Here is a 22,665-nt window from a genome sequence, read left to right as displayed (position 1 = left end):
TATGTCGCTTGCTAAAGCGTCCTTATGGACGGCAGCCAGTACGCTGGTAAAAATTGGTGCAGGTTTGCTGGTCGTGAAGCTGCTGGCGGTGTCGTTTGGCCCGGCAGGCGTGGGGCAGGCGGGTAACTTCCGCCAGATGGTCACCGTGCTTGGTGTCCTGGCGGGGGCCGGCATTTTCAATGGCGTCACGAAATACGTTGCGCAGCATCATGACGATCCGACCCGGCTCCGTAAGGTGGTCGGTACATCTTCCGCGATGGTGCTGGGATTCTCTACGCTGATGGCGGTGATTTTCCTGCTGGCGGCCGCGCCTATTAGTCAGGGATTATTTGGTCATACACATTATCAGGGGCTGGTTAGACTGGTTGCGCTGGTGCAGATGGGTATTGCCTGGGCGAACCTGCTGCTGGCGTTGATGAAGGGCTTTCGCGATGCGGCGGGTAACGCGCTGTCGCTGATTGTGGGTAGCCTGGTGGGCGTAGTGGCTTATTATGGCTGTTATCGCCTGGGAGGGTATGAAGGCGCTTTGCTGGGTCTGGCGTTAGTGCCCGCGTTGGTCGTTATCCCCGCCGCTATTATGCTGATTAAGCGTGGGGCGATTCCCCTGCATTACCTGAAACCCTCGTGGGATAACGGTCTGGCTGGACAGCTAAGCAAGTTTACCCTGATGGCGCTGATTACCTCCGTAACGCTGCCTGTGGCATACGTGATGATGCGAAACCTGCTGGCGGCGCAGTACAGTTGGGATGATGTAGGGATTTGGCAGGGAGTAAGCAGTATCTCTGATGCTTATCTGCAATTCATTACCGCCTCATTCAGCGTTTACTTGCTTCCGACGTTGTCGCGACTGACCGAAAAGCGCGACATTACGCGCGAGGTGATTAAGTCGCTGAAGTTCGTGTTACCGGCGGTTGCCGCTGCGAGCTTTACTGTTTGGTTGCTGCGTGATTTTGCGATCTGGCTGCTTTTCTCCGCAAAATTCACCGCCATGCGCGATCTGTTTGCCTGGCAACTGGTCGGCGATGTACTGAAAGTTGGGGCGTATGTCTTTGGGTATCTGGTGATCGCGAAAGCATCGCTGCGGTTTTATATTTTGGCTGAAATTAGCCAGTTCATGTTATTGACGGTGTTTGCTCACTGGCTGATCCCTGCACACGGTGCGCTGGGAGCGGCACAGGCTTATATGGCAACGTACATCGTCTATTTTTCTCTTTGTTGTGGCGTGTTTTTACTCTGGCGTAGGCGGGCATGACTGTACTGATTCACGTTCTGGGATCGGATATCCCTCACCATAACCAAACCGTGTTGCGGTTTTTCAACGACTCGCTGGCCGCGACGAGCGAGCATGCGCGCACGTTTATGGTTGCCGGTCAGGATGCGGGACTCAGTGAGAGCTGCCCGGCGTTATCGCTAAGCTTCTACAGCGGGAAAAAGGCGCTTGCTGACGCTGTGATCGCGAAAGCGAAAGCGGATCGCCAACAGCGTTTCTTCTTCCACGGTCAGTTCAACACCAGCCTGTGGCTGGCGCTGCTGAGTGGCGGGATTAAACCGGCGCAGTTTTACTGGCATATCTGGGGCGCTGATTTATACGAAGTCTCCAGTGGACTGAAATTCCGCCTGTTTTACCCGATTCGCCGCATGGCGCAGAATCGTGTGGGCTGCGTGTTTGCCACACGGGGCGATTTACGTTATTTCGCCGAGCAACATCCCCGTGTGCGGGGTGAGTTGCTCTATTTCCCAACGCGAATGGATCCTTCACTCAATAACATGAACAATGATTGCCAGCGCAGCGGCAAGATGACGGTGCTGGTTGGCAACTCTGGCGATCGCAGCAATGAGCATGTTGCCGCGCTTCGCGCCGTCCATCAGCAGTTTGGCGACACGGTGAATGTGATTGTGCCGATGGGTTATCCCGCCAATAATGCGGCCTATATCGACGAGGTTCGCCAGGCCGGCCTGGCGTTATTTAGCGCTGATAATCTGCAAATTTTGAGTGAAAAGCTGGAATTTGACGCTTATCTCGCGTTATTGCGTCAATGCGATTTGGGTTACTTTATTTTTGCCCGTCAACAGGGAATCGGTACCCTGTGTTTGCTGATCCAGGCGGGTATCCCATGCGTGCTCAACCGTGAAAATCCCTTCTGGCAGGATATGGTGGAACAAAATCTTCCGGTGTTATTCACCACTGATGATCTCAATGAAGGCGTCGTACGTGAAGCGCAGCGCCAGTTGGCATCGGTAGATAAAAATACTATTACCTTCTTTAGCCCGAATTATCTGCAGCCGTGGCACAACGCGCTGCGCATTGCTTCAGGAGAAACCGTATGAGCCTGATGCAATTCAGCGGTCTTCTGGTGGTCTGGCTGCTCTCCACCTTGTTTATCGCCACGCTGACCTGGTTTGAGTTCCGCCGCGTGCGTTTTAACTTCAATGTTTTCTTCTCATTGTTGTTCTTGCTGACGTTCTTCTTCGGATTCCCGTTAACCAGCATCCTGGTGTTCCGCTTTGATGTGGCAGTGGCTCCGCCGGAGATCCTTCTACAGGCCTTGCTGTCAGCCGCCTGTTTCTATGCCGTCTACTACGTGACGTATAAAACGCGCTTGCGCAAACGAGTAGATGATAAGCCGCGCAGGCCGCTGTTTACCATCAATCGCGTTGAAGCCCATTTGACCTGGGTTATCCTGATGGCGATTGCGCTGGTGAGTGTGGGCATCTTCTTTATGCACAACGGATTCCTGCTGTTCAGACTGCAATCCTATAGCCAAATTTTTTCCAGTGAAGTCTCTGGCGTCGCTCTGAAGCGTTTCTTCTACTTCTTCATTCCGGCAATGCTGGTGGTTTATTTCTTGCGTCAGGACAGCAAAGCGTGGGTGTTCTTCCTCGTGAGTACCGTCGCGTTTGGTTTGCTGACCTATATGATTGTGGGTGGGACGCGTGCCAATATCATTATCGCGTTTGCCATCTTCTTGTTTATCGGCATTATTCGCGGCTGGATTTCGCTGTGGATGTTGGCCGCTGCAGGCGTGTTGGGCATTGTCGGGATGTTCTGGCTGGCGTTGAAGCGCTACGGAATGAGCGTTAGCGGCGATGAGGCGTTCTATACGTTCCTGTACCTTACGCGCGACACCTTCTCACCGTGGGAGAACCTGGCGCTATTGCTGCAGAATTACCACAATATTGAGTTCCAGGGGCTGGCGCCGATCGTCCGTGACTTCTACGTCTTTATTCCCTCCTGGCTGTGGCCTGGGCGGCCGAGTATTGTACTCAATTCAGCGAACTACTTTACCTGGGAAGTGTTGAACAACCACTCAGGACTGGCGATTTCGCCGACGTTAATTGGTTCACTGGTGGTGATGGGCGGGGCGCTGTTTATACCATTAGGCGCGATTGTTGTTGGGCTCATTATCAAGTGGTTCGACTGGCTGTATGAGCTTGGCAATCGCGAAACCAATCGCTATAAGGCGGCGATTTTGCACAGTTTCTGTTTTGGCGCCATTTTCAATATGATCGTTTTGGCACGTGAAGGGCTGGATTCGTTTGTCTCACGAGTGGTCTTTTTCCTCGTGATTTTCGGCGTTTGCCTACTGGTGGCAAAACTGCTGTTCTGGCTGTTTGATAGCGCGGGACTCATTCATAAACGAATCAAATCGCTGCCCCGGACACAGATTGAAGGATCGTAATGACAGATAACACAACTGCGCCGCTGTATTCGCTGCGCGGATTACAATTGATTGGCTGGCGCGATATGCAACATGCGCTGAATTACCTGTTTGCCGAAGGACACCTCAGGTCAGGAACGCTGGTGGCTATTAACGCTGAGAAGATGCTGACAGCAGAAGATAACCCTGAAGTGAGGGAGCTGATCAACGCCGCGGAGTTCAAGTATGCGGATGGGATTAGCGTGGTGCGTTCGGTGCGCAAAAAATTCCCACAGGCGCAGGTTTCACGCGTGGCCGGAGCTGACCTTTGGGAAGCGCTGATGGCGCGAGCTGGGCAAAACGGAACGCCAGTTTTCCTGGTTGGCGGCAAGCCTGAAGTTCTGGCACAAACAGAAGCAAAACTACGTGCACAGTGGCGCGTGAACATTGTGGGTAGTCAGGACGGTTATTTTACCCCAGAGCAGCGTCAGGCGTTGTTTGAGCGTATTCACGCCAGCGGTGCGCAAATTGTGACGGTGGCGATGGGCTCGCCAAAACAAGAGATCTTTATGCGTGATTGCCGCAAGACTCACCCCGACGCGCTGTATATGGGCGTCGGGGGCACCTACGACGTCTTTACCGGTCACGTTAAGCGTGCGCCTAAAATCTGGCAAAATCTGGGGCTGGAGTGGCTGTATCGCTTATTGTCGCAGCCGAGCCGTATTACTCGGCAACTTCGCTTATTACGCTATCTCCGCTGGCACTATACCGGCAACCTCTGACGCTCTCTCTCCTCTGATAAGTAGCGTGATCTGCTAATTACGCTACTTATTCACAACATAATCGCTGCTTTCTCGCACAATCTATTCATTTTTTGAATGCTTTAATTGCCATTTAAGCGATTTTAGGAAACCATTCGCAACAATCATTGCAGTGCCGTGGTGTTTTTGGCGCCAACCGTAAAGCGGTCGGTGCCGCATGGCCTGTTATGGCATAACAAGATGTACCCATAACGAGAACCGGTAATACCGGACAGCATGCAAACACATCAAGAGGATTTATGGCTGAGAACAAACCTGAGCTACAGCGTGGGCTGGAGGCTCGTCACATCGAATTAATTGCCCTTGGGGGCACTATTGGCGTTGGGCTATTTATGGGGGCCGCCAGTACCCTGAAATGGGCGGGACCTTCGGTTCTGCTGGCGTATATCGTCGCCGGGCTGTTCGTGTTTTTCATTATGCGTTCTATGGGGGAGATGTTATTCCTCGAGCCGGTTGCAGGTTCATTCGCTGTTTACGCTCACCGTTATATGAGCCCCTTCTTTGGCTATCTCACCGCCTGGTCATACTGGTTTATGTGGATGGCTGTGGGGATCTCAGAGATTACCGCCATCGGGGTGTATGTGCAGTTCTGGTTTCCGGAAATGGCGCAATGGATACCCGCACTGATCGCGGTCGGACTGGTTGCGTTGGCAAACCTCGCTGCGGTTCGCCTGTATGGTGAAATTGAGTTCTGGTTTGCCATGATCAAAGTGACCACCATCATTGTGATGATTGTCATTGGGGTTGGGGTGATTTTCTTCGGCTTCGGCAATGGCGGCCAGGCGATTGGTTTTGGCAACCTGACCGAGCACGGTGGCTTCTTTGCTGGGGGCTGGAAGGGCTTCCTGACGGCATTGTGTATTGTTGTGGCGTCTTACCAGGGCGTGGAGCTGATCGGCATCACTGCAGGGGAAGCGAAGAATCCACAGGTCACGCTGCGTAGCGCGGTGGGTAAGGTGCTGTGGCGCATTCTGATTTTCTACGTTGGTGCGATTTTTGTCATCGTCACTATTTTCCCGTGGAATGAGATTGGCAGCAACGGCAGCCCGTTTGTTCTCACCTTTGCCAAGATTGGTATTACTGCTGCGGCAGGGATTATTAACTTTGTGGTGCTGACGGCGGCGCTGTCTGGCTGTAACAGCGGCATGTACAGCTGTGGGCGTATGCTCTACGCGCTGGCAAAGAATCGCCAGCTTCCTGCCGTTGTTGGAAAAGTATCACGCCATGGCGTGCCGGTTGCCGGAGTGGCTATTTCTATCGCGATCCTGCTGATTGGCTCATGCCTGAACTACATCATTCCTAACCCGCAGCGCGTGTTTGTTTATGTCTATAGTGCCAGCGTGTTGCCGGGGATGGTGCCGTGGTTTGTGATCCTGATAAGCCAGTTGCGTTTCCGTCAGGCGCATAAAGCGGCGATTGCCAGTCATCCATTCCGCTCCATTCTGTTCCCGTGGGCGAATTATTTGACGATGGCGTTCCTGATTTGCGTATTAATTGGCATGTACTTTAATGAAGATACCCGAATGTCGCTTTTTGTTGGCATGGGTTTCTTACTGGCCGTGACGCTCATTTATAAGGTTTTTGGTCTGAATCGTCATGGCACAGCCCATAAATTGCGGGAATAAGCGACAAAACGCACAAACCATGACCAAACGATAATTTATTTTAAAAAAGCACTAGACAGAAGACCGAGACCTCCGTAATATCCAGCCCCGCAACGGCGCTAAGCGCCCGTAGCTCAGCTGGATAGAGCGCTGCCCTCCGGAGGCAGAGGTCTCAGGTTCGAATCCTGTCGGGCGCACCATTTAGTAGGGTGCCAGAGCTGCGGTGGTTTTAATACCGCGTAAAAGATTTGCAGTGGTGGCTATAGCTCAGTTGGTAGAGCCCTGGATTGTGATTCCAGTTGTCGTGGGTTCGAATCCCATTAGCCACCCCATTAATTTAAAGTTGTGAAATGCGAAGGTGGCGGAATTGGTAGACGCGCTAGCTTCAGGTGTTAGTGTCCTTAGGATGTGGGGGTTCGAGTCCCCCCCCTCGCACCACGACTTAAAGAATTGAACTAAAAATTCAAAAAGCAGTAAAACGGCGAGTAGCGCAGCTTGGTAGCGCAACTGGTTTGGGACCAGTGGGTCGGAGGTTCGAATCCTCTCTCGCCGACCAATTTTGAACCCCGCTTCGGCGGGGTTTTTTGTTTTCAGATTTTCCCTTCTTAGCCTGCGCATCTGCGAATTTCCTGAAGTCTTAAAAAGTCCGAATACCTGGTTTTTGCAGTGCAATCGTGGCATGCGTTGTGCAATAATATGCGGGTAGATGCTCATTCCATCTCTTATGTTCGCCATCTGGCCTCATAAACTCAGGAATGATGCAGAGCCGTTTACGGTGCTTATCGTCCACAGACAGATGTCGCTCAGGCCTCATCAAACACCATGGACATAACGTTGAGTGAAGCACCCATTTATGTTGTCATACAGACCTGTTTAACGCCTGCTCCTTACCGAGCGGGCGTTTTTTTATGCATAAACAAAATCCTTCAAGTGACTTCTCGAAGGATTTTGTTTATGCGATTGAAAAATATGTAGGCCCGGTAAGCGAAAACGCCACCGGGCATTCAGGAGTTACTGCGGGGGATTGTTGTTCTGCAGCGTCAACATCAGGCCATCACGGCGCATGGTGGCAGCTTCTTCCGGCTGGTGCAGTCTGTCCAGCGCGTCAGCAAGCCAGGCGTAGTCATAGGCATCCGGGCGCTGTTTGAGAGCGGCACGGAAGGCGAGAGTAGCTTCCTGCCATTCCCCATGCTTCATTAACGACTGACCCAGCGTACTCCACAGCAACGGGCGATCGCCCACGGCTTTAATCTGCTGGCGCAGCACTTTTTCTATCTGTTCCGGATTATTGGTTTTCAGACGCGGGATCGGCAGCACCAGGCGGTCATCGTACTGACGTTTCAAACCATCAATGATGACCTGCTGCGCCGTATCGTGATCGTCACACTCAATCAGATGTTCAGCCATCGCTACCTGCAAAGCAACCTGATGACGGGTTTTACGGCTCTGGTTTTTCCACCATGCACGCAGCCCCTCGCTGCCCTGATCGGCGCGGACTTGATCCATCAAGCCAACCCATGCCTGTTGTTCCAGCATGGCGCGGTGCTCATCATCACCCACATGCGCTTTTGCCATGGATGGGATGATATCCAGCAAGGAACTCCATGCGCCGGTGCGAATGTAGGCCTGCTCAGCCAGACGCAGCACTTCCGGATGACGTGGCGTCACTTCCAGCAGTTTGTCTACGCTGTGGCGTGCGGCGTGATTTTCATTACGCGCCAGTTGCAGGCGAACGCGAGCGATTTCTACCGGGATCGTATCATTTCCGGCCAGTTCGGCAGCTCGCTCAAGGTGTTGGTTGGCGCGCGCTTCGTCACCGCGCTGCTGAGCCGCTTCTGCCGCCAGCAGGTAATTCACTACCGGCTGTTCTGCATGATCGGCATTTTTCGACATCAGCTTCTCAACCTGCTGATAGTCACCTTCTGCCAGTTTGAGCAGCGCCTGTTCGGTCTGCTTACGGGCGCGACGTCGCTTACGACCCACAAACCACCCACGGGTATGTGCGCCGGTGCGGAAAATTCGGCGCAACAGCCATTCAATCGCAAACAGGACGACCATGGCGACGATCAGGATGATCACCAGGCCCGTCACGCTGGTTTCTATATTGTAGTTATCCGTCTGGATCAGCACGTAACCCTGATGACCGGCTATCATCGGACCGACGACGATCCCGGCGATCAACAGCACAAAGAGCAACAATACTTTTAGCATCATTATTCTCCTTGCGGCGCGGTTGCCGGAGCATCTGTCGAAGGCGCTGGCGCAGGTGCTACTGCTACCGGTGCTGTGGCAGGCTGCGCCAGTAAATTACGTACGCGGGTCTGCATTAACTTGTCGAGAATAGCCTGGCTCTGCAGCGTTTCCGGAACATCCATACTGATGCTTTGCTGGCTCAGCTGGTCTACTTCTTCAAGGAACGCTTTGGTCGCTGCATCGTCGGTGTCGTAGTAAGCACGCACCCATGTGGAGACATTTTCCAGCGCCTGGCGGTATGTTTCTTCCTGATGACGCGGCACGGCCTGTGCGGCCACTAACAGACGAGAACGGATGTTCTCTCGTAAGTAAACGTCCTGGTTCGGTGCCAGCAGCGGGACGGCGGTTTCATCACGACGACGAATAGTGATGAAGCTGTCCATAAAGTTCTGCCAGCTTTTTTGCAGATTGACGCGCCATTCGCTAATCGAGCTGGAAAGCTCGCTGCTGTCGGAGTCCATTGGTGAATCGTCGGTGTCGTTGTCGGCCAGACGCAGGTTATCAATCTGATTAGAGAGCTGATTCACTTTCAGGATAATGCCGTCATAGTCGACCTGAGTCACCGCGGAGAGGCTCGCGATGTCGTCAGTAATCGCACGTCGCGCGGTAATTAAGCTCGGGTCGTTCATATCTGCCAGACTGGCGTCGGCGCTTTTCAACAGCGCCGCGGCGGTGGTGACGTCCTGATCGCTCCATAATTTACGACCGGCCAGTTTCACCAGAAAATCAGCCTGCGCCAGCAGCCATGTGCCAGCATCGCTGCCGGAGATGGTGGCGACTTTTTGCTGGACCTCATCAAGCTGTTTGACCAGCGCGGCCTGCTGGCGAGTGGCTTCATCCAGCTGTGTTGCCTGCTGTTTAATAATGCCTTCCAGCTCAGCTTTTTGGCTTTCCTGCGCTTTTTGCAGCGCCATCAGCTGGTTCGCCAGCGCATCGCTGGTTGCCGTTTGTGTTGTTGCCTGTTGTTTCCCCCAGCCGTACAGCCCAACGCCTGCAGCCAGCGCAATAGCAATCGCCACAGCGCTCAGAATCAGCGCCGTGCTGTTCTTACTCTTTTTTTCAGTATTGACTGGCTGTGACGTGGTTTCCACGGCCTCCCTGGTCTCTTCAACCACGGCGGAGGATTTTTCTTGTTCCGTCATTATGGCATCCCATTATGAGAGTTATTGTAATGCGCGTAGTAGCGCATCGTTGTCGGCGTTATCAGCGACCTTAATATCTTGCCAGCCCAGTTCCCGGGCGAGGTGCGCCAGACGCTCACTGACGACCAACAGCCGACAGCGTAGTAACCAGTGCTCACGATACCACTGCGGAATGAGCGACCAGAGCTGTTGTAGCATCTCTCCGCTGGTGACAACCACCGTGGTTACGCCACGGGATTGCCAGCGCATAGCTTCTTCCGCACCATCGTAATGTTTTGCACTGCGTTGATAACATTCACAAAAATCGACATCGGCTCCGCGTGCCGTCAGGGTTTCACCTATCAGCTCCCGGCCACCGTTGCCGCGTAATATAAGCGCGCGTTTTCCCGCAATATTTTGTAATTCAGGTAATTGTAGCAAGACTTCGCTAATTTCCCGATCCAGAGGGTAGTGAATATTGAAGCCGCTAACAGTATGCAGCGCCAGCGCCGTTGTACGGCCAATGGCAAAATAACGCGGAAGGGATGGCCAGCTTTTCTCTTGCTGGCGAAGCTCGGCATCTGCAAAGGTGACGGCGTGCTGCGAGAGAGCGAAGACCAGATCGTTCTCCGTCAGCGCCGACAGTCGGGAAGCAACCGTTGCCAGTTCCCGACCAGGTGAAAACTCGATGAGCGGAAAACTCCAGGCCACCTGCCCCAGTGTGCGCAGTCGGCTCACTAACTCTTCCCCTGCGGGAGACGGGCGGGTGACCAGAATACTCATGCGGGGGCTTCTCCGTTATAAACTTCCGCCAGAATGGCGCGCGCACCGTTCTCCAGCAGTTCTTCTGCCAGAGAGATACCCATCTGTTCGGCATCCTGTGTGGCGCCGCGACGTTCTCCACATACCATCTGTGAACCGTCTGGCGCGCCGACCAGCGCACGTAGCCAAATCTCACCGTCGATGATTTCGGCATAGCTGCCAATAGGTACCTGACATCCCCCTTCCAGGCGGGTGTTCATGGCGCGTTCTGCTTTGACGCGTAGCGCGGTCTCTTCATGGTTGAGCGGCGCTAACAGTGCCTGAGTGCGCATATCATCCAGTCGACATTCTATGCCTACTGCGCCTTGCCCGACAGCGGGCAGGGAGACTTCCGGCGGCAGAGCGGTGCGGACTCGCGACTCAAGACCTAAACGTTTTAATCCGGCGACTGCCAGAATAATGGCGTCATAATCGCCGTTATCCAGTTTGCTGAGGCGCGTGCCTACGTTGCCGCGCAGCGAACGGATGACGAGATCCGGGCGACGCTTCGCCAACTGGCACTGGCGGCGCAAACTGGACGTCCCGACGATGCTGCCTGCGGGGAGTTCATCCAGCGAGTTGTACTTATTTGAGACGAAAGCATCACGCGGATCCTCTCGCTCACAAATGGTGACCAGCCCAAGACCGTCAGGGAATTCAACCGGCACATCCTTCATGGAATGCACAGCGATATCGGCGCGTTTTTCCAGCAGCGCGACTTCCAGCTCTTTAACAAACAACCCTTTCCCCCCGACCTTCGCCAGCGGGGTATCAAGGATCACATCGCCACGGGTTACCATAGGAACCAGTTCCACGATCAGACCGGGGTGGTTTGCCATTAAGGCGTCTTTGACATAATGTGCCTGCCAGAGCGCAAGGGGGCTTTGGCGTGTGGCAATTCTCAAAACATTGTCTAACATGCTTGTTACCGTCATTATCAATCATTGACCATCCTAACATCCTTATCAAAGGGATGTCAGCGTTACGCTCAAACGTAAGTGAGAGGAAAAGGCGCTGCATCATCACTGGCAGTGAATAATGACGAGAAACCTCCCGACCGTATGAAGGAATTTACACGTAACGAACGGTGCTACACTTGTATGTAGCGCATCTTTCTTTACGGTCAATGAGCAAGGTGTTAAATTGATCACGTTTTAGACCATTTTTTCGGCTGAACAGCATAAAAAAATATGGGCGAAAAACAGGTAACGGTTATTTTTGACATACGGTTTATCCGAATTGATGGCGATTATTGTGAGCGCTTGCGCCGCGGCAATCGACAACATGACGGATAGCAACATCAGGCGATACGTCTTGTACCTCTATATTGAGACTCTGAAACAGAGACTGGATGCCATAAATCAACTGCGTGTGGATCGCGCGCTTGCTGCCATGGGACCTGCCTTCCAGCAGGTATACAGTCTGCTGCCGACATTATTGCACTACCACCATCCGCTGATGCCGGGTTACCTCGATGGTAACGTTCCCAAAGGCATATGCTTTTACACGCCTGATGAAACCCAACGCCACTACCTGAACGAACTGGAACTGTACCGCGGTATGTCGCCGCAGGATCCTCCCAAGGGCGAACTGCCGATCACCGGCGTTTACTCAATGGGCAGCACCTCTTCGGTAGGGCAAAGCTGTTCCTCTGACCTTGATATCTGGGTCTGCCATCAATCCTGGCTGGATAGTGAAGAGCGCCAGCTGCTGCAGCGTAAATGCAGCCTGCTGGAAAGCTGGGCCGCCTCGCTGGGCGTGGAGGTCAGTTTCTTCCTGATTGATGAAAACCGTTTCCGTCACAATGAAAGCGGCAGTCTGGGTGGTGAAGACTGTGGCTCGACGCAGCATATCCTGTTGCTTGATGAATTCTATCGCACCGCTGTGCGCCTCGCGGGTAAACGTATTCTGTGGAATATGGTGCCTGGCGACGAAGAAGAGCATTACGACGATTACGTCATGACGCTCTACGCGCAGGGGGTGCTAACGCCAAACGAATGGCTGGATCTCGGCGGGCTCAGTTCGCTATCCGCCGAAGAGTACTTTGGCGCCAGCCTCTGGCAGTTGTACAAGAGTATCGACTCCCCGTACAAAGCGGTGCTGAAAACGCTGCTGCTGGAAGCTTATTCCTGGGAATACCCAAATCCACGCCTGCTGGCGAAAGATATTAAACAGCGTCTGCATGACGGCGAGATCGTCTCTTTTGGTCTCGATCCTTACTGCATGATGCTGGAGCGCGTTACCGAGTACCTCACGGCGATCGAAGATCCGACGCGCCTGGATTTAGTGCGTCGATGTTTCTACTTAAAAGTGTGTGAGAAACTGAGCCGTGAGCGCGCCTGTGTGGGCTGGCGTCGTGAAGTATTAAGTCAGTTAGTGAAAGAGTGGGGCTGGGATGACGCCCGTCTGACCATGCTGGATAACCGCGCTAACTGGAAGATTGACCAGGTACGCGAAGCGCATAACGAACTGCTCGATGCGATGATGCAGAGCTATCGTAATCTGATCCGCTTTGCGCGGCGCAATAACCTCAGCGTCAGCGCCAGCCCGCAGGATATCGGCGTGCTGACCCGTAAGCTGTATGCCGCGTTTGAAGCGTTACCGGGTAAAGTCACGCTGGTGAACCCACAGATATCTCCGGATCTCTCGGAACCGAATCTGACCTTTATCCATGTACCGCCGGGTCGTGCCAACCGTTCAGGTTGGTATCTCTACAACCGCGCGCCGAACATGGACTCGATCATCAGCCATCAGCCGCTGGAATATAACCGCTATCTAAACAAGCTGGTGGCGTGGGCCTGGTTCAACGGCCTGCTGACCTCGCGTACGCATTTGTTTATTAAGGGCAACGGCATTGTTGATTTGCCGAAGCTGCAGGAAATGGTCGCCGACGTATCGCACCACTTCCCGCTGCGGCTGCCTGCACCAACGCCGAAAGCGCTCTATAGCCCATGCGAAATTCGCCATCTGGCGATTATCGTTAACCTCGAATATGACCCAACGGCAGCATTTCGCAATCAGGTGGTGCATTTTGATTTCCGTAAGCTGGACGTCTTCAGCTTTGGCGAAGAGCAAAATTGCCTGGTAGGAAGCGTCGACCTGCTGTATCGCAACTCGTGGAATGAAGTGCGTACGCTGCACTTCAACGGCGAGCAGGCGATGATTGAAGCGTTAAAAACGATTCTGGGCAAAATGCACCAGGATGCCGCGCCGCCAGATAGCGTCGAGGTCTTCTGCTATAGCCAGCATCTGCGCGGTTTAATTCGCACCCGCGTCCAGCAACTGGTGTCTGAGTGCATCGAACTACGCCTCTCCAGCACCCGTCAGGAAACCGGACGTTTCAAAGCGCTGCGTGTTTCCGGCCAGACGTGGGGATTGTTCTTCGAGCGCCTGAACGTTTCGGTACAGAAGCTGGAAAACGCAATTGAATTCTATGGCGCGATTTCACATAACAAACTGCACGGGCTTTCCGTCCAGGTTGAGACCAACCATGTGAAACTGCCGTCGGTGGTCGACGGTTTTGCCAGCGAAGGGATTATTCAGTTCTTTTTCGAAGAAACGGGTGATGAGCAGGGCTTTAATATCTACATTCTGGACGAAAGCAATCGGGCCGAGGTGTATCACCACTGCGAAGGTAGCAAAGAGGAGTTGGTACGCGACGTCAGTCGTTTCTACTCATCGTCGCACGATCGTTTTACCTACGGCTCCAGCTTCATCAACTTTAACCTGCCGCAGTTCTATCAGATTGTGAAAACCGACGGGCGCGCGCAGGTGATTCCGTTCCGCACCCAGCCGATTAGCGCCGTTCCGCCAGCCAGTCAGGACAACGACACGCCGCTGTTACAGCAGTATTTCTCGTGAGTTAACTTGCCCGGTGGCGCGACGCTTACCGGGCTAAAGTAGGCCGGATAAGCAAAGCGCATCCGGCACTAAAGCTTAGCGGAAGCTCACCTCTTCACCCGCCTGCTGCGTTGCCGCTTGTTCCAACAGATCCCAGAACGTTTCGCCGCTTCGGTCGCAGATCCATTCGTCGCCTTTCAGGTCAAAGTGGTAGCCGCCCTGTTTGGTCGCCAGCCACACCTGGTGCAGCGGCTCCTGACGGTTAATAATAATTTTGCTGCCGTTTTCGAAGCTGATGGTCAGCACGCCGCCGTTGATCTCACAATCGATATCGCTGTCGCCATCCCAGTCATCCAGACGTTCTTCAATGGTCATCCACAGGGTGTCAGCAAGGCGATGAAATTCACTGTCGTTCATTTTCTTATCCTATTTTTCGTGATGCCCGCAGTATAACGTGGAATAAATCGCGATGCAGTTTTTAGCCAAACTCTTGCTTTTACGCCTTCTCCTGCGATGATAGAAAACAGAAAGCATGAACTTTACAGGCAATCCATAATGAAAAACGTGTTAAAGCCACTCGCTGTCATTTTTACTCTGTTCAGCCTGACGGGCTGTGGGTTAAAAGGCCCGCTCTATTTCCCGCCAGCTGATAAAACCGCGCCGCCTCCGACCAAGAGCGTTCAGCCGCAATCGCAATCCACCACGCCTGAGAAAAACGATCGTGGGATTAGTGATGGGCCTTCTCAGGTGAATTACTAACGGCAGGAATAGATTTTACATTTCTGTACCCGCGTGAACGGAGTGAATGATGCAATTCTCTAAAATGCATGGCCTTGGCAACGATTTTATGGTCGTCGACGCGGTAACGCAGAATGTCTTTTTCTCACCAGAGCTGATCCGCCGCCTGGCCGACAGACATCTCGGCGTTGGATTTGATCAACTGCTGGTGGTTGAGCCTCCGTATGATCCGGAGCTGGATTTCCACTACCGTATTTTTAATGCCGACGGCAGTGAAGTGTCACAGTGTGGCAATGGCGCCCGCTGTTTTGCCCGTTTTGTTCGCCTGAAAGGGCTGACTAATAAACGTGATATTCGCGTCAGTACCGCGAATGGTCGTATGGTATTAACCGTAACCGACGACGAGCTGGTGCGGGTGAATATGGGCGAACCCAATTTTGAACCCTCGCAGGTTCCTTTTCGCGCTAACAAAGCAGAGAAGACCTATATTATGCGCGCGGCCGAACAGACAGTATTGTGCGGCGTGGTTTCAATGGGGAACCCGCACTGCGTGATTCAGGTTGATGATGTTGATACGGCCACGGTAGAAACACTGGGACCGGTTCTGGAAAGCCACGAACGCTTCCCTGAACGCGCCAATATCGGATTTATGCAGGTGGTAAAACGCGAGCATATCCGACTGCGCGTCTATGAGCGCGGCGCGGGTGAAACGCAGGCCTGCGGCAGCGGTGCGTGCGCTGCCGTTGCGGTCGGTATCCAGCAGGGTCTGCTGGCAGAAGAAGTGAGGGTGGAATTACCGGGCGGTCGACTTGATATCGCCTGGAAAGGTCCGGGTCATCCGCTGTATATGACTGGCCCGGCGGCACATGTCTACGACGGATTTATTCACTTATGAAGCAACCAGGGGAAGAACTACAGGAAACGCTCATGGAGCTGGACGACCGGGCGGTCGTCGATTACCTGCAACGTAATCCTGAGTTTTTTATCCGTAATGCCCAGGCCGTTGAAGCGATGCGAGTTCCGCACCCAGTGCGGGGCACGGTCTCTTTAGTGGAATGGCATATGGCGCGGGCACGTAATCATATTAACGTGCTGGAAGAGAACATGGCGTTGTTGATGGAACAAGCCAACGCCAATGAAAGCCTGTTCTATCGTCTGTTAAATCTGCAAGGGCGGCTGGTGTCGGCCAGCAGTCTTGACGACATGCTGATGCGATTTCATCGCTGGGCGCGTGAGTTAGGGCTGGCCGGAGCGACGGTTCGTCTGTTCCCGGATCGCTGGCGACTTGGCGCGCCATCAAAATTCACCCATCTGGCATTAAGCCGTCAGGCTTTTGAACCGCTGCGTATCCAGCGTCTGGGTCAGTCACAGCACTATCTTGGGCCACTCAATGGTCCGGAATTGCTGGTCATGATGCCGGAGGCGAAAGCCATAGGTTCGGTGGCGATGTCGATGCTCGGGCAAGATGGCTCTCTGGGCGTGATGCTGTTCAGCAGCCGTGACGTTAATCATTACCAGCAGGGGCAAGGCACGCAATTGCTGCAGGAAATCTCGCTGATGTTGCCGGAACTGCTGGAGCGCTGGATTGAACGCGTATGACCGATTCACCCCTTTCTCAGGATGTGGCGCGCTTTTTGCGCTATCTGGGCGTTGAGCGTCAGCTTAGCCCGGTCACATTGCTTAATTATCAGCGTCAGCTTGATGCCATCATTGCGTTAGCCGGAGAGACCGGTCTGCAAAGCTGGCAACAATGTGATGCTGCGATGGTACGTAGTTTTGCTGTTCGCAGCCGTCGTAAAGGACTGGGGCCGGCGAGTCTGGCGCTGCGTCTCTCCGCGTTACGCAGTTTCTTCGACTGGCTGGTTAATCAGGGCGAGCTGAAAGCTAATCCGGCAAAAAGCGTTTCCGCGCCGAAAGCACCGCGTCATCTCCCTAAAAATATCGATGTCGACGATGTTAATCGTCTGCTGGATATCGATCTCAACGATCCCCTTGCCGTGCGCGATAGAGCAATGCTGGAAGTGATGTACGGCGCGGGTCTGCGTTTATCTGAGTTGGTTGGGCTGGATATTAAACATCTCGACCTCGACACCGGCGAAGTGTGGGTGATGGGTAAGGGCAGTAAAGAGCGTCGCCTGCCGATTGGCCGCAACGCGGTGGCGTGGATTGAGCACTGGCTGGATCTACGCGGGCTATTTGGCAGCGATGACGATGCGCTATTTCTGTCCAAACTGGGCAAACGCATCTCGGCGCGTAATGTGCAGAAACGCTTTGCTGAATGGGGTATCAAGCAGGGGCTGAACAGCCACGTACATCCCCACAAATTGCGTCACTCCTTTGCGACGCATATGCTGGAGTCGAGCGGCGATCTGCGCGGAGTGCAGGAGTTATTGGGTCATGCCAATCTCTCCACGACTCAAATCTATACCCATCTTGATTTTCAACACCTGGCTTCAGTGTACGATGCGGCGCATCCGCGCGCCAAACGGGGGAAATAATGCGTTTTTACCGGCCTTTGGGGCGCATTTCTGCGCTCACCTTTGACCTTGATGACACCCTTTACGATAACCGTCCCGTTATCACACGCACCGAGCAGGAAGCGCTCGCGTTTGTACAGAATTACCATCCGGCGTTGAATTCGCTGCAAAATAGCGACCTACAGCGCTTACGTCAGGCCGTTCGCGACGCCGAGCCGGAAATCTACCACGATGTTACCCAATGGCGTCACCGTGCCGTAGAGCGCGCTATGCTGGAGGCGGGGTTGTCAGCGGCAGAAGCCAGAATGGGGGCGAATGCGGCGATGATGAATTTTGCCAAATGGCGTAGCCGCATTGAAGTCCCGCAGACGACGCATGACACGCTGAAGGCGCTGGCCCGCAAATGGCCGCTGGTGGCGATCACCAACGGTAACGCGCAGCCGGAACTGTTTGGCCTGGGTGATTACTTTGAGTTTGTGCTGCGTGCCGGTCCCGACGGACGATCAAAACCGTTTAGCGACATGTACACGTTGGCGGCGGAAAAACTGAAAATGCCTGTGGGTGAGATTCTGCACGTGGGTGATGACCTGACGACGGACGTCGCGGGCGCCATCCGTTGTGGTATGCAGGCCTGCTGGATCAAACCGGAAAATGCCGACCTGATGCAAACCGCAGACAGTCGTTTGCTTCCGCATATCGAAATTTCACAGTTGGCATCTCTGACCTCGCTGATATAATCACCAGCAGAACTCTGTATATATACCCAGCTTTTTGGCGGATGGCGCTACGCTTATCCGCCTTACCTACTTTTACGCGGCGGTGCCAATGGACGTTTCTTACCTGCTCGACAGCCTTAATGATAAACAGCGTGAAGCGGTGGCCGCGCCACGCAGCAACATGCTGGTTCTGGCAGGCGCGGGGAGTGGTAAAACGCGCGTGCTGGTGCACCGTATCGCCTGGTTACTGACGGTTGAGAATAACTCGCCGTACTCCATTATGGCTGTGACCTTTACCAACAAAGCGGCGGCGGAAATGCGCCACCGTATCGGCCAGATCATGGGAACCAGCCAGGGCGGTATGTGGGTGGGGACATTCCACGGTCTGGCCCACCGCCTGCTGCGCGCGCACCATATGGATGCGAACCTGCCGCAGGATTTTCAGATCCTCGACAGTGAAGACCAACTGCGTTTGCTCAAGCGTCTGATCAAGGCGATGAACCTTGATGAGAAGCAGTGGCCGCCGCGTCAGGCGATGTGGTTCATCAACAGCCAGAAAGACGAAGGGCTGCGTCCGCATCATCTGCAAAGCTACGGCAACCCGGTTGAGCAAACCTGGCAGAAAGTGTATCAGGCTTACCAGGAAGCGTGTGACCGCGCGGGGCTGGTGGATTTCGCCGAGCTGCTGCTGCGCGCCCACGAGCTGTGGCTCAACAAACCGCATATCCTGCAGCACTACCGCGAACGTTTTACCAATATCCTGGTGGACGAATTTCAGGATACCAACAACATTCAGTACGCGTGGATCCGCCTGCTGGCGGGCGATACCGGCAAGGTAATGATCGTCGGCGATGACGATCAGTCAATCTACGGCTGGCGCGGAGCGCAGGTGGAGAACATCCAGCGCTTCCTCACGGATTTCCCCGGCGCAGAAACTATTCGCCTGGAGCAGAACTACCGCTCGACTAACAATATCCTCAGCGCGGCCAACGCCCTGATTGAAAACAACAACGGGCGTCTGGGTAAAAAGCTGTGGACCGATGGCGTCGACGGCGAACCGATCTCGCTGTACTGCGCGTTCAACGAACTCGATGAAGCGCGCTTTGTGGTCAATCGTATCAAGACCTGGCAGGACAACGGCGGTGCGCTGGAGCAATGCGCTATTCTTTATCGCAGCAACGCCCAGTCGCGCGTACTGGAAGAGGCGTTGTTACAGGCCAGCATGCCGTATCGGATTTATGGCGGGATGCGCTTCTTCGAACGCCAGGAAATCAAAGATGCGCTTTCCTACCTGCGTCTGATCGCCAACCGCAATGACGACGCCGCATTTGAGCGCGTGGTGAATACGCCCACCCGCGGGATTGGCGATCGTACTTTAGATGTGGTGCGTCAGACCTCCCGTGACCGCCAGCTAACGTTGTGGCAGGCCTGTCGTGAGCTGTTGCAGGAAAAAGCCCTCGCGGGTCGCGCCGCCAGCGCCTTACAGCGCTTTATGGAGCTGATTGACGCACTGGCGCAGGAGACCGCCGATATGCCGCTGCACGTGCAGACTGACCGGGTGGTTAAAGACTCCGGCCTGCGCATTATGTACGAGCAGGAAAAAGGCGAGAAAGGCCAGACGCGTATCGAAAACTTAGACGAACTGGTGACGGCAACGCGCCAGTTCAGCTACAACGAAGAAGACGAAGACTTAATGCCGCTGCAGGCGTTCCTGTCTCACGCCGCGCTGGAAGCGGGCGAAGGGCAGGCGGATACCTGGCAGGATGCGGTACAGCTGATGACGCTGCACTCGGCGAAAGGTCTGGAGTTCCCGCAGGTGTTTATCGTCGGGATGGAAGAAGGCATGTTCCCCAGCCAGATGTCGCTGGACGAAGGCGGTCGCCTCGAAGAAGAGCGCCGCCTGGCTTACGTAGGCGTGACCCGCGCAATGCAAAAGCTGACGCTGACCTACGCCGAAACGCGTCGTCTGTACGGCAAAGAGGTTTACCATCGTCCGTCGCGCTTTATCGGCGAACTGCCGGAAGCGTGCGTTGAAGAGGTTCGCCTGCGCGCCACTGTCAGCCGCCCGGTGAGCCATCAGCGGATGGGCACGCCAATGGCGGAAAATGATACCGGCTATAAGCTCGGCCAGCGCGTGCGCCACGCTAAATTTGGCGAGGGCACCATCGTCAACCTGGAAGGAAGCGGCGAACACAGTCGTTTGCAGGTCGCGTTCCAGGGGCAGGGGATCAAATGGCTGGTTGCCGCCTACGCCAGACTGGAAACGGTATGATCGCCTGATGTCGCTGCGCTTATCAGGCCTACGCGGAACGTAATATTTTGATTTGTAGGCCGGATAAGGCGAAGCCGCCATCCGGCTATCTGTCGGTTAATATTCTGAAATCATAGATAAATAATTCCCCTCTGCTAACCTTTCTGTATAAGGGGAAATTATTACTTTTTCGCCATCCGTTGCGTGTTGACGTCAAAATTTTGCTGGCGTAACATGCGCGCACGATTACGCTAAGAGGACATTCGCCTTGGACACACCCAGTAGATACTGGCTCATTATCCTGTCATCCAGGATCAACTCCTAAGGCTATCCCTTTTTGCTGATAGCCTTCGCGGTTGTCAGCGACCTTCTGTTTTTTCCCGTCGCGCTGAGTCAGGCTGTTTAATGGTCTGAAACCCAATTTGTTTCTGTGTGCCCTCCGAACTGTCCGATAATTTTTTGCATTGGGAGTCCCGGTCATGCTGAGCGCATTTCAACTGGAAAACAATCGTTTAACTCGCCTTGAGGCAGACGAGATCGAGCACCTGGCCAGTTCGGTTTGGGTCGATTTAGTCGAGCCGGATGACGAAGAACGAAACCGTGTGCAAAAGGACTTGGGCCAGAATCTGGCTACGCGCCCTGAACTGGAAGACATCGAAGCATCCGCACGTTTTTTTGAAGACGAAGACGGTCTGCACATCCACTCCTTCTTCTTTTACGAAGACGCCGACGATCACGCGGGTAACTCAACCGTCGCATTTACCATTCGCGAAGGCCGCCTGTTTACTCTGCGCGAGCGCGAACTGCCGGCTTTCCGCCTGTACCGCATGCGTGCGCGTAACCAGGCGATGGTGGATGGTAACGCTTACGAGCTGTTGCTCGACCTGTTCGAAACCAAAATTGAACAACTGGCGGATGAGATCGAAAACATCTACAGCGACCTGGAAAAACTCAGCCGTGTGATCATGGAAGGGCGTCAGGGCGATGAGTATGACGAAGCGCTTTCGACGTTGGCGGAACTGGAAGATATCGGCTGGAAAGTACGTCTGTGTCTGATGGATACCCAGCGCGCGCTGAACTTCCTGGTGCGTAAAGCGCGTTTGCCGGGCAGTCAGCTGGAGCAGGCGCGTGAGATCCTGCGCGATATCGAGTCACTGCTGCCGCATAACGAATCGCTGTTCCAGAAGGTTAACTTCCTGATGCAGGCGGCGATGGGTTTTATCAACATCGAGCAGAACCGCATCATCAAGATCTTCTCGGTGGTTTCTGTGGTATTCCTGCCGCCGACGCTGGTGGCTTCCAGCTACGGGATGAACTTTGAGTTTATGCCGGAATTGCACTGGAGCTTCGGTTACCCGGGCGCGATTGTCTTTATGATGCTCGCGGGGCTGGCGCCGTATCTGTACTTTAAGCGCAAGAACTGGCTGTAATCACTGTACTTTATCCGGCCTACGGCGATGTGCTTTTGTAGGCCGGATAAGCGAAGCGCCATCCGGCACTCCCCTAGCTCCGACGAACCCGTCGTTGCGTATAAATCGCATCCATCACGAAAATCGCCAGCGCCACCCAGATAAACGCAAACGTGACCATTTTATCCGTTCCCGGAACTTCACCGTAGAAGGTGACGGCCAACAGGAACATCAGCGTAGGCCCGATATACTGGAAGAATCCCAGCGTGGACAGACGCAGGCGGGTTGCCGCGCCGGTAAAGCACAGCAGCGGAATGGTGGTCACGACACCCGCGGCAATCAGCAGCAGGTTGAGCGACATGGGGTTTTGCCCCATATGGCTAGTTGAGCTGTCCGCAATGCCAAACAGATAGATGGCGGCGACAGGTAAAAGCCACAGGGTTTCGATCAGCATGCCGGTTTGTGCTTCGACGGCAATCTTCTTGCGCACCAGCCCATAGAACGCAAAGCTGAACGCCAGTCCCAGCGCGATTATTGGCAGCGATCCGAAGGTCCACAGCTGTACCAGCACGCCGCAGGCGGCTAACAGTACCGCCAGCCACTGCATGCGACGAAAGCGCTCACCGAGGAATAGCATTCCCAGCACAATATTCACCAGTGGGTTAATAAAATAGCCGAGGCTGGCTTCCAGCATATGGTGATTATTGACCGCCCAAATGAACAGCAGCCAGTTTCCGCCGATGAGCACTGCAGAGAGCGCCAGCAGGAAGATCTTCTTTGGCGTTTGTAGCAGCGTTTTGACGCCTGACCACTGGCGGCTGATGCTCATCAGTACCACCATAAAGAAAAATGACCAGATGACGCGGTGCGTCAGGATCTCATCCGCCGGAACATAGTAAATCAGCTTGAAGTAGGCGGGAGCGATACCCCAAATAAAATAAGCAGCAAGAGCGAGTAGCACGCCCTGCCGCGTTTGTTTAGCATCCATCGGGAAAA

At 54.1% G+C, this 22,665-nt stretch carries 20 protein-coding genes and 4 tRNA genes; 18 read left to right on the top strand and 6 right to left on the bottom strand.

Going from position 1 to position 22,665, the window contains the following annotated elements; translation table 11 throughout:
* The first annotated feature begins 1 nt into the window (after nucleotide 1).
* The 9 genes from wzxE to C2U43_RS00075 all read left to right on the top strand — a co-directional run bounded on the left by wzxE (nucleotide 2) and on the right by C2U43_RS00075 (nucleotide 6,619).
* Entirely contained in the window at nucleotides 2-1,252 is a 1,251-nt protein-coding gene (gene wzxE / locus C2U43_RS00115) for a lipid III flippase WzxE (protein WP_100271711.1), read from the top strand.
* The gene (locus C2U43_RS00110) at nucleotides 1,249-2,328 is read left to right on the top strand and encodes a TDP-N-acetylfucosamine:lipid II N-acetylfucosaminyltransferase (RefSeq protein WP_103284530.1); all 1,080 of its coding nucleotides are present in this window, start codon (nucleotides 1,249-1,251) and stop codon (nucleotides 2,326-2,328) included. The genes wzxE and C2U43_RS00110 overlap by 4 nt, the downstream gene beginning before the upstream one ends.
* A complete protein-coding gene (gene wzyE, locus C2U43_RS00105; protein ID WP_020996101.1) occupies nucleotides 2,325-3,680 on the top strand; it encodes an ECA oligosaccharide polymerase in 1,356 nt (451 codons plus the stop codon). The genes C2U43_RS00110 and wzyE overlap by 4 nt, the downstream gene beginning before the upstream one ends.
* Complete coding sequence (gene wecG, locus C2U43_RS00100; protein WP_003017964.1) at nucleotides 3,680-4,420, top strand: lipopolysaccharide N-acetylmannosaminouronosyltransferase; 741 nt, start codon at nucleotides 3,680-3,682, stop codon at nucleotides 4,418-4,420. Before wzyE ends, wecG begins: the two co-directional genes overlap by 1 nt.
* A gap of 278 nt (nucleotides 4,421-4,698) precedes the next feature.
* On the top strand, nucleotides 4,699-6,084 hold the full coding sequence (thrP, locus tag C2U43_RS00095; RefSeq protein WP_003828980.1) for a bifunctional threonine/serine APC transporter ThrP: 1,386 nt from the start codon (nucleotides 4,699-4,701) through the stop codon (nucleotides 6,082-6,084).
* Between the two features lie 102 nt (nucleotides 6,085-6,186).
* A tRNA-Arg gene (locus C2U43_RS00090) sits at nucleotides 6,187-6,263 on the top strand.
* Between the two features lie 56 nt (nucleotides 6,264-6,319).
* A tRNA-His gene (locus C2U43_RS00085) sits at nucleotides 6,320-6,395 on the top strand.
* Nucleotides 6,396-6,415: 20 nt separating this feature from the next.
* Nucleotides 6,416-6,501, top strand: a tRNA-Leu gene (locus tag C2U43_RS00080).
* A gap of 41 nt (nucleotides 6,502-6,542) precedes the next feature.
* Nucleotides 6,543-6,619 (top strand) — tRNA-Pro (locus C2U43_RS00075).
* Nucleotides 6,620-7,074: 455 nt separating this feature from the next.
* On the opposite strand, the gene hemY is transcribed toward C2U43_RS00075, so the two are convergent.
* The 4 genes from hemY to hemC are packed head-to-tail and all read right to left on the bottom strand — an operon-like array spanning nucleotide 7,075 to nucleotide 11,158.
* Entirely contained in the window at nucleotides 7,075-8,274 is a 1,200-nt protein-coding gene (gene hemY, locus C2U43_RS00070) for a protoheme IX biogenesis protein HemY (protein ID WP_048215221.1), read from the bottom strand.
* Nucleotides 8,275-8,276: 2 nt separating this feature from the next.
* Nucleotides 8,277-9,458, bottom strand: a complete 1,182-nt coding sequence (gene hemX, locus C2U43_RS00065; RefSeq protein WP_103284529.1) for a uroporphyrinogen-III C-methyltransferase — start codon at nucleotides 9,456-9,458, stop codon at nucleotides 8,277-8,279.
* Between the two features lie 21 nt (nucleotides 9,459-9,479).
* Complete coding sequence (gene hemD, locus C2U43_RS00060; protein ID WP_003828974.1) at nucleotides 9,480-10,220, bottom strand: uroporphyrinogen-III synthase; 741 nt, start codon at nucleotides 10,218-10,220, stop codon at nucleotides 9,480-9,482.
* Entirely contained in the window at nucleotides 10,217-11,158 is a 942-nt protein-coding gene (gene hemC / locus C2U43_RS00055) for a hydroxymethylbilane synthase (protein ID WP_003828972.1), read from the bottom strand. Before hemC ends, hemD begins: the two co-directional genes overlap by 4 nt.
* A 394-nt stretch (nucleotides 11,159-11,552) precedes the next feature.
* Between hemC and cyaA the strand changes: the two genes are divergently transcribed.
* The gene (gene cyaA, locus C2U43_RS00050; protein WP_032934207.1) at nucleotides 11,553-14,099 is read left to right on the top strand and encodes a class I adenylate cyclase; all 2,547 of its coding nucleotides are present in this window, start codon (nucleotides 11,553-11,555) and stop codon (nucleotides 14,097-14,099) included.
* Nucleotides 14,100-14,174: 75 nt separating this feature from the next.
* On the opposite strand, the gene cyaY is transcribed toward cyaA, so the two are convergent.
* Entirely contained in the window at nucleotides 14,175-14,495 is a 321-nt protein-coding gene (gene cyaY / locus C2U43_RS00045; protein WP_003828967.1) for an iron donor protein CyaY, read from the bottom strand.
* A 138-nt stretch (nucleotides 14,496-14,633) separates the two neighbouring features.
* On the opposite strand from cyaY, the gene lptM reads away from it, so the two are divergent.
* From lptM to corA, 8 genes are all read left to right on the top strand, one after another.
* Nucleotides 14,634-14,837 (top strand): LPS translocon maturation chaperone LptM, encoded by a 204-nt coding sequence (gene lptM / locus C2U43_RS00040; RefSeq protein WP_003017937.1) that lies wholly within the window; start codon nucleotides 14,634-14,636, stop codon nucleotides 14,835-14,837.
* Between the two features lie 49 nt (nucleotides 14,838-14,886).
* A complete protein-coding gene (gene dapF / locus C2U43_RS00035; protein WP_003017933.1) occupies nucleotides 14,887-15,711 on the top strand; it encodes a diaminopimelate epimerase in 825 nt (274 codons plus the stop codon).
* Nucleotides 15,708-16,415: a DUF484 domain-containing protein gene (locus C2U43_RS00030; RefSeq protein ID WP_008787084.1), complete on the top strand. Its 708-nt coding sequence runs from the start codon at nucleotides 15,708-15,710 to the stop codon at nucleotides 16,413-16,415. The genes dapF and C2U43_RS00030 overlap by 4 nt, the downstream gene beginning before the upstream one ends.
* Nucleotides 16,412-17,314 (top strand): tyrosine recombinase XerC, encoded by a 903-nt coding sequence (gene xerC / locus C2U43_RS00025; protein ID WP_103015294.1) that lies wholly within the window; start codon nucleotides 16,412-16,414, stop codon nucleotides 17,312-17,314. The genes C2U43_RS00030 and xerC overlap by 4 nt, the downstream gene beginning before the upstream one ends.
* Nucleotides 17,314-18,030, top strand: coding sequence for a 5-amino-6-(5-phospho-D-ribitylamino)uracil phosphatase YigB (gene yigB, locus C2U43_RS00020; protein WP_032945701.1), 717 nt, complete (start codon nucleotides 17,314-17,316; stop codon nucleotides 18,028-18,030). The genes xerC and yigB overlap by 1 nt, the downstream gene beginning before the upstream one ends.
* A gap of 88 nt (nucleotides 18,031-18,118) precedes the next feature.
* Nucleotides 18,119-20,281, top strand: coding sequence for a DNA helicase II (gene uvrD, locus C2U43_RS00015; protein ID WP_103284528.1), 2,163 nt, complete (start codon nucleotides 18,119-18,121; stop codon nucleotides 20,279-20,281).
* A gap of 247 nt (nucleotides 20,282-20,528) precedes the next feature.
* Nucleotides 20,529-20,585 carry a YsgD/CorL family protein gene (gene ysgD, locus C2U43_RS29685; protein WP_212723238.1) on the top strand — a complete coding sequence of 19 codons (57 nt, stop codon included), beginning with the start codon at nucleotides 20,529-20,531 and terminating at the stop codon, nucleotides 20,583-20,585.
* A gap of 154 nt (nucleotides 20,586-20,739) precedes the next feature.
* Complete coding sequence (gene corA, locus C2U43_RS00010) at nucleotides 20,740-21,690, top strand: magnesium/cobalt transporter CorA (protein WP_003017920.1); 951 nt, start codon at nucleotides 20,740-20,742, stop codon at nucleotides 21,688-21,690.
* A gap of 73 nt (nucleotides 21,691-21,763) precedes the next feature.
* On the opposite strand, the gene rarD is transcribed toward corA, so the two are convergent.
* The gene (gene rarD / locus C2U43_RS00005; protein ID WP_003828953.1) at nucleotides 21,764-22,657 is read right to left on the bottom strand and encodes an EamA family transporter RarD; all 894 of its coding nucleotides are present in this window, start codon (nucleotides 22,655-22,657) and stop codon (nucleotides 21,764-21,766) included.
* Nucleotides 22,658-22,665 lie beyond the last annotated feature (8 nt).

Origin of the sequence: Citrobacter freundii complex sp. CFNIH9 (assembly GCF_002903305.1) — a bacterium.
Classification (GTDB): Bacteria; Pseudomonadota; Gammaproteobacteria; order Enterobacterales; family Enterobacteriaceae; genus Citrobacter; species Citrobacter portucalensis.
Note: the sequence above shows the minus strand (reverse complement) of the source record. Positions and strands in the feature narration are given on the sequence as shown.

Bases quoted from the DNA above. Each gene is read 5' to 3' on its own strand.
- lptM (WP_003017937.1), top strand. From the start codon at position 14,634: ATGAAAAACGTGTTAAAGCCACTCGCTGTCATTTTTACTCTGTTCAGC.
- wzyE (WP_020996101.1), top strand. From the start codon at position 2,325: ATGAGCCTGATGCAATTCAGCGGTCTTCTGGTGGTCTGGCTGCTCTCC.
- thrP (WP_003828980.1), top strand. From the start codon at position 4,699: ATGGCTGAGAACAAACCTGAGCTACAGCGTGGGCTGGAGGCTCGTCAC.
- hemY (WP_048215221.1), bottom strand. From the start codon at position 8,274: ATGCTAAAAGTATTGTTGCTCTTTGTGCTGTTGATCGCCGGGATCGTC.
- wecG (WP_003017964.1), top strand. From the start codon at position 3,680: ATGACAGATAACACAACTGCGCCGCTGTATTCGCTGCGCGGATTACAA.
- xerC (WP_103015294.1), top strand. From the start codon at position 16,412: ATGACCGATTCACCCCTTTCTCAGGATGTGGCGCGCTTTTTGCGCTAT.
- C2U43_RS00110 (WP_103284530.1), top strand. From the start codon at position 1,249: ATGACTGTACTGATTCACGTTCTGGGATCGGATATCCCTCACCATAAC.
- dapF (WP_003017933.1), top strand. From the start codon at position 14,887: ATGCAATTCTCTAAAATGCATGGCCTTGGCAACGATTTTATGGTCGTC.
- cyaY (WP_003828967.1), bottom strand. From the start codon at position 14,495: ATGAACGACAGTGAATTTCATCGCCTTGCTGACACCCTGTGGATGACC.
- hemC (WP_003828972.1), bottom strand. From the start codon at position 11,158: ATGTTAGACAATGTTTTGAGAATTGCCACACGCCAAAGCCCCCTTGCG.
- C2U43_RS00030 (WP_008787084.1), top strand. From the start codon at position 15,708: ATGAAGCAACCAGGGGAAGAACTACAGGAAACGCTCATGGAGCTGGAC.
- hemD (WP_003828974.1), bottom strand. From the start codon at position 10,220: ATGAGTATTCTGGTCACCCGCCCGTCTCCCGCAGGGGAAGAGTTAGTG.
- corA (WP_003017920.1), top strand. From the start codon at position 20,740: ATGCTGAGCGCATTTCAACTGGAAAACAATCGTTTAACTCGCCTTGAG.
- rarD (WP_003828953.1), bottom strand. From the start codon at position 22,657: ATGGATGCTAAACAAACGCGGCAGGGCGTGCTACTCGCTCTTGCTGCT.
- yigB (WP_032945701.1), top strand. From the start codon at position 17,314: ATGCGTTTTTACCGGCCTTTGGGGCGCATTTCTGCGCTCACCTTTGAC.
- hemX (WP_103284529.1), bottom strand. From the start codon at position 9,458: ATGACGGAACAAGAAAAATCCTCCGCCGTGGTTGAAGAGACCAGGGAG.
- uvrD (WP_103284528.1), top strand. From the start codon at position 18,119: ATGGACGTTTCTTACCTGCTCGACAGCCTTAATGATAAACAGCGTGAA.
- wzxE (WP_100271711.1), top strand. From the start codon at position 2: ATGTCGCTTGCTAAAGCGTCCTTATGGACGGCAGCCAGTACGCTGGTA.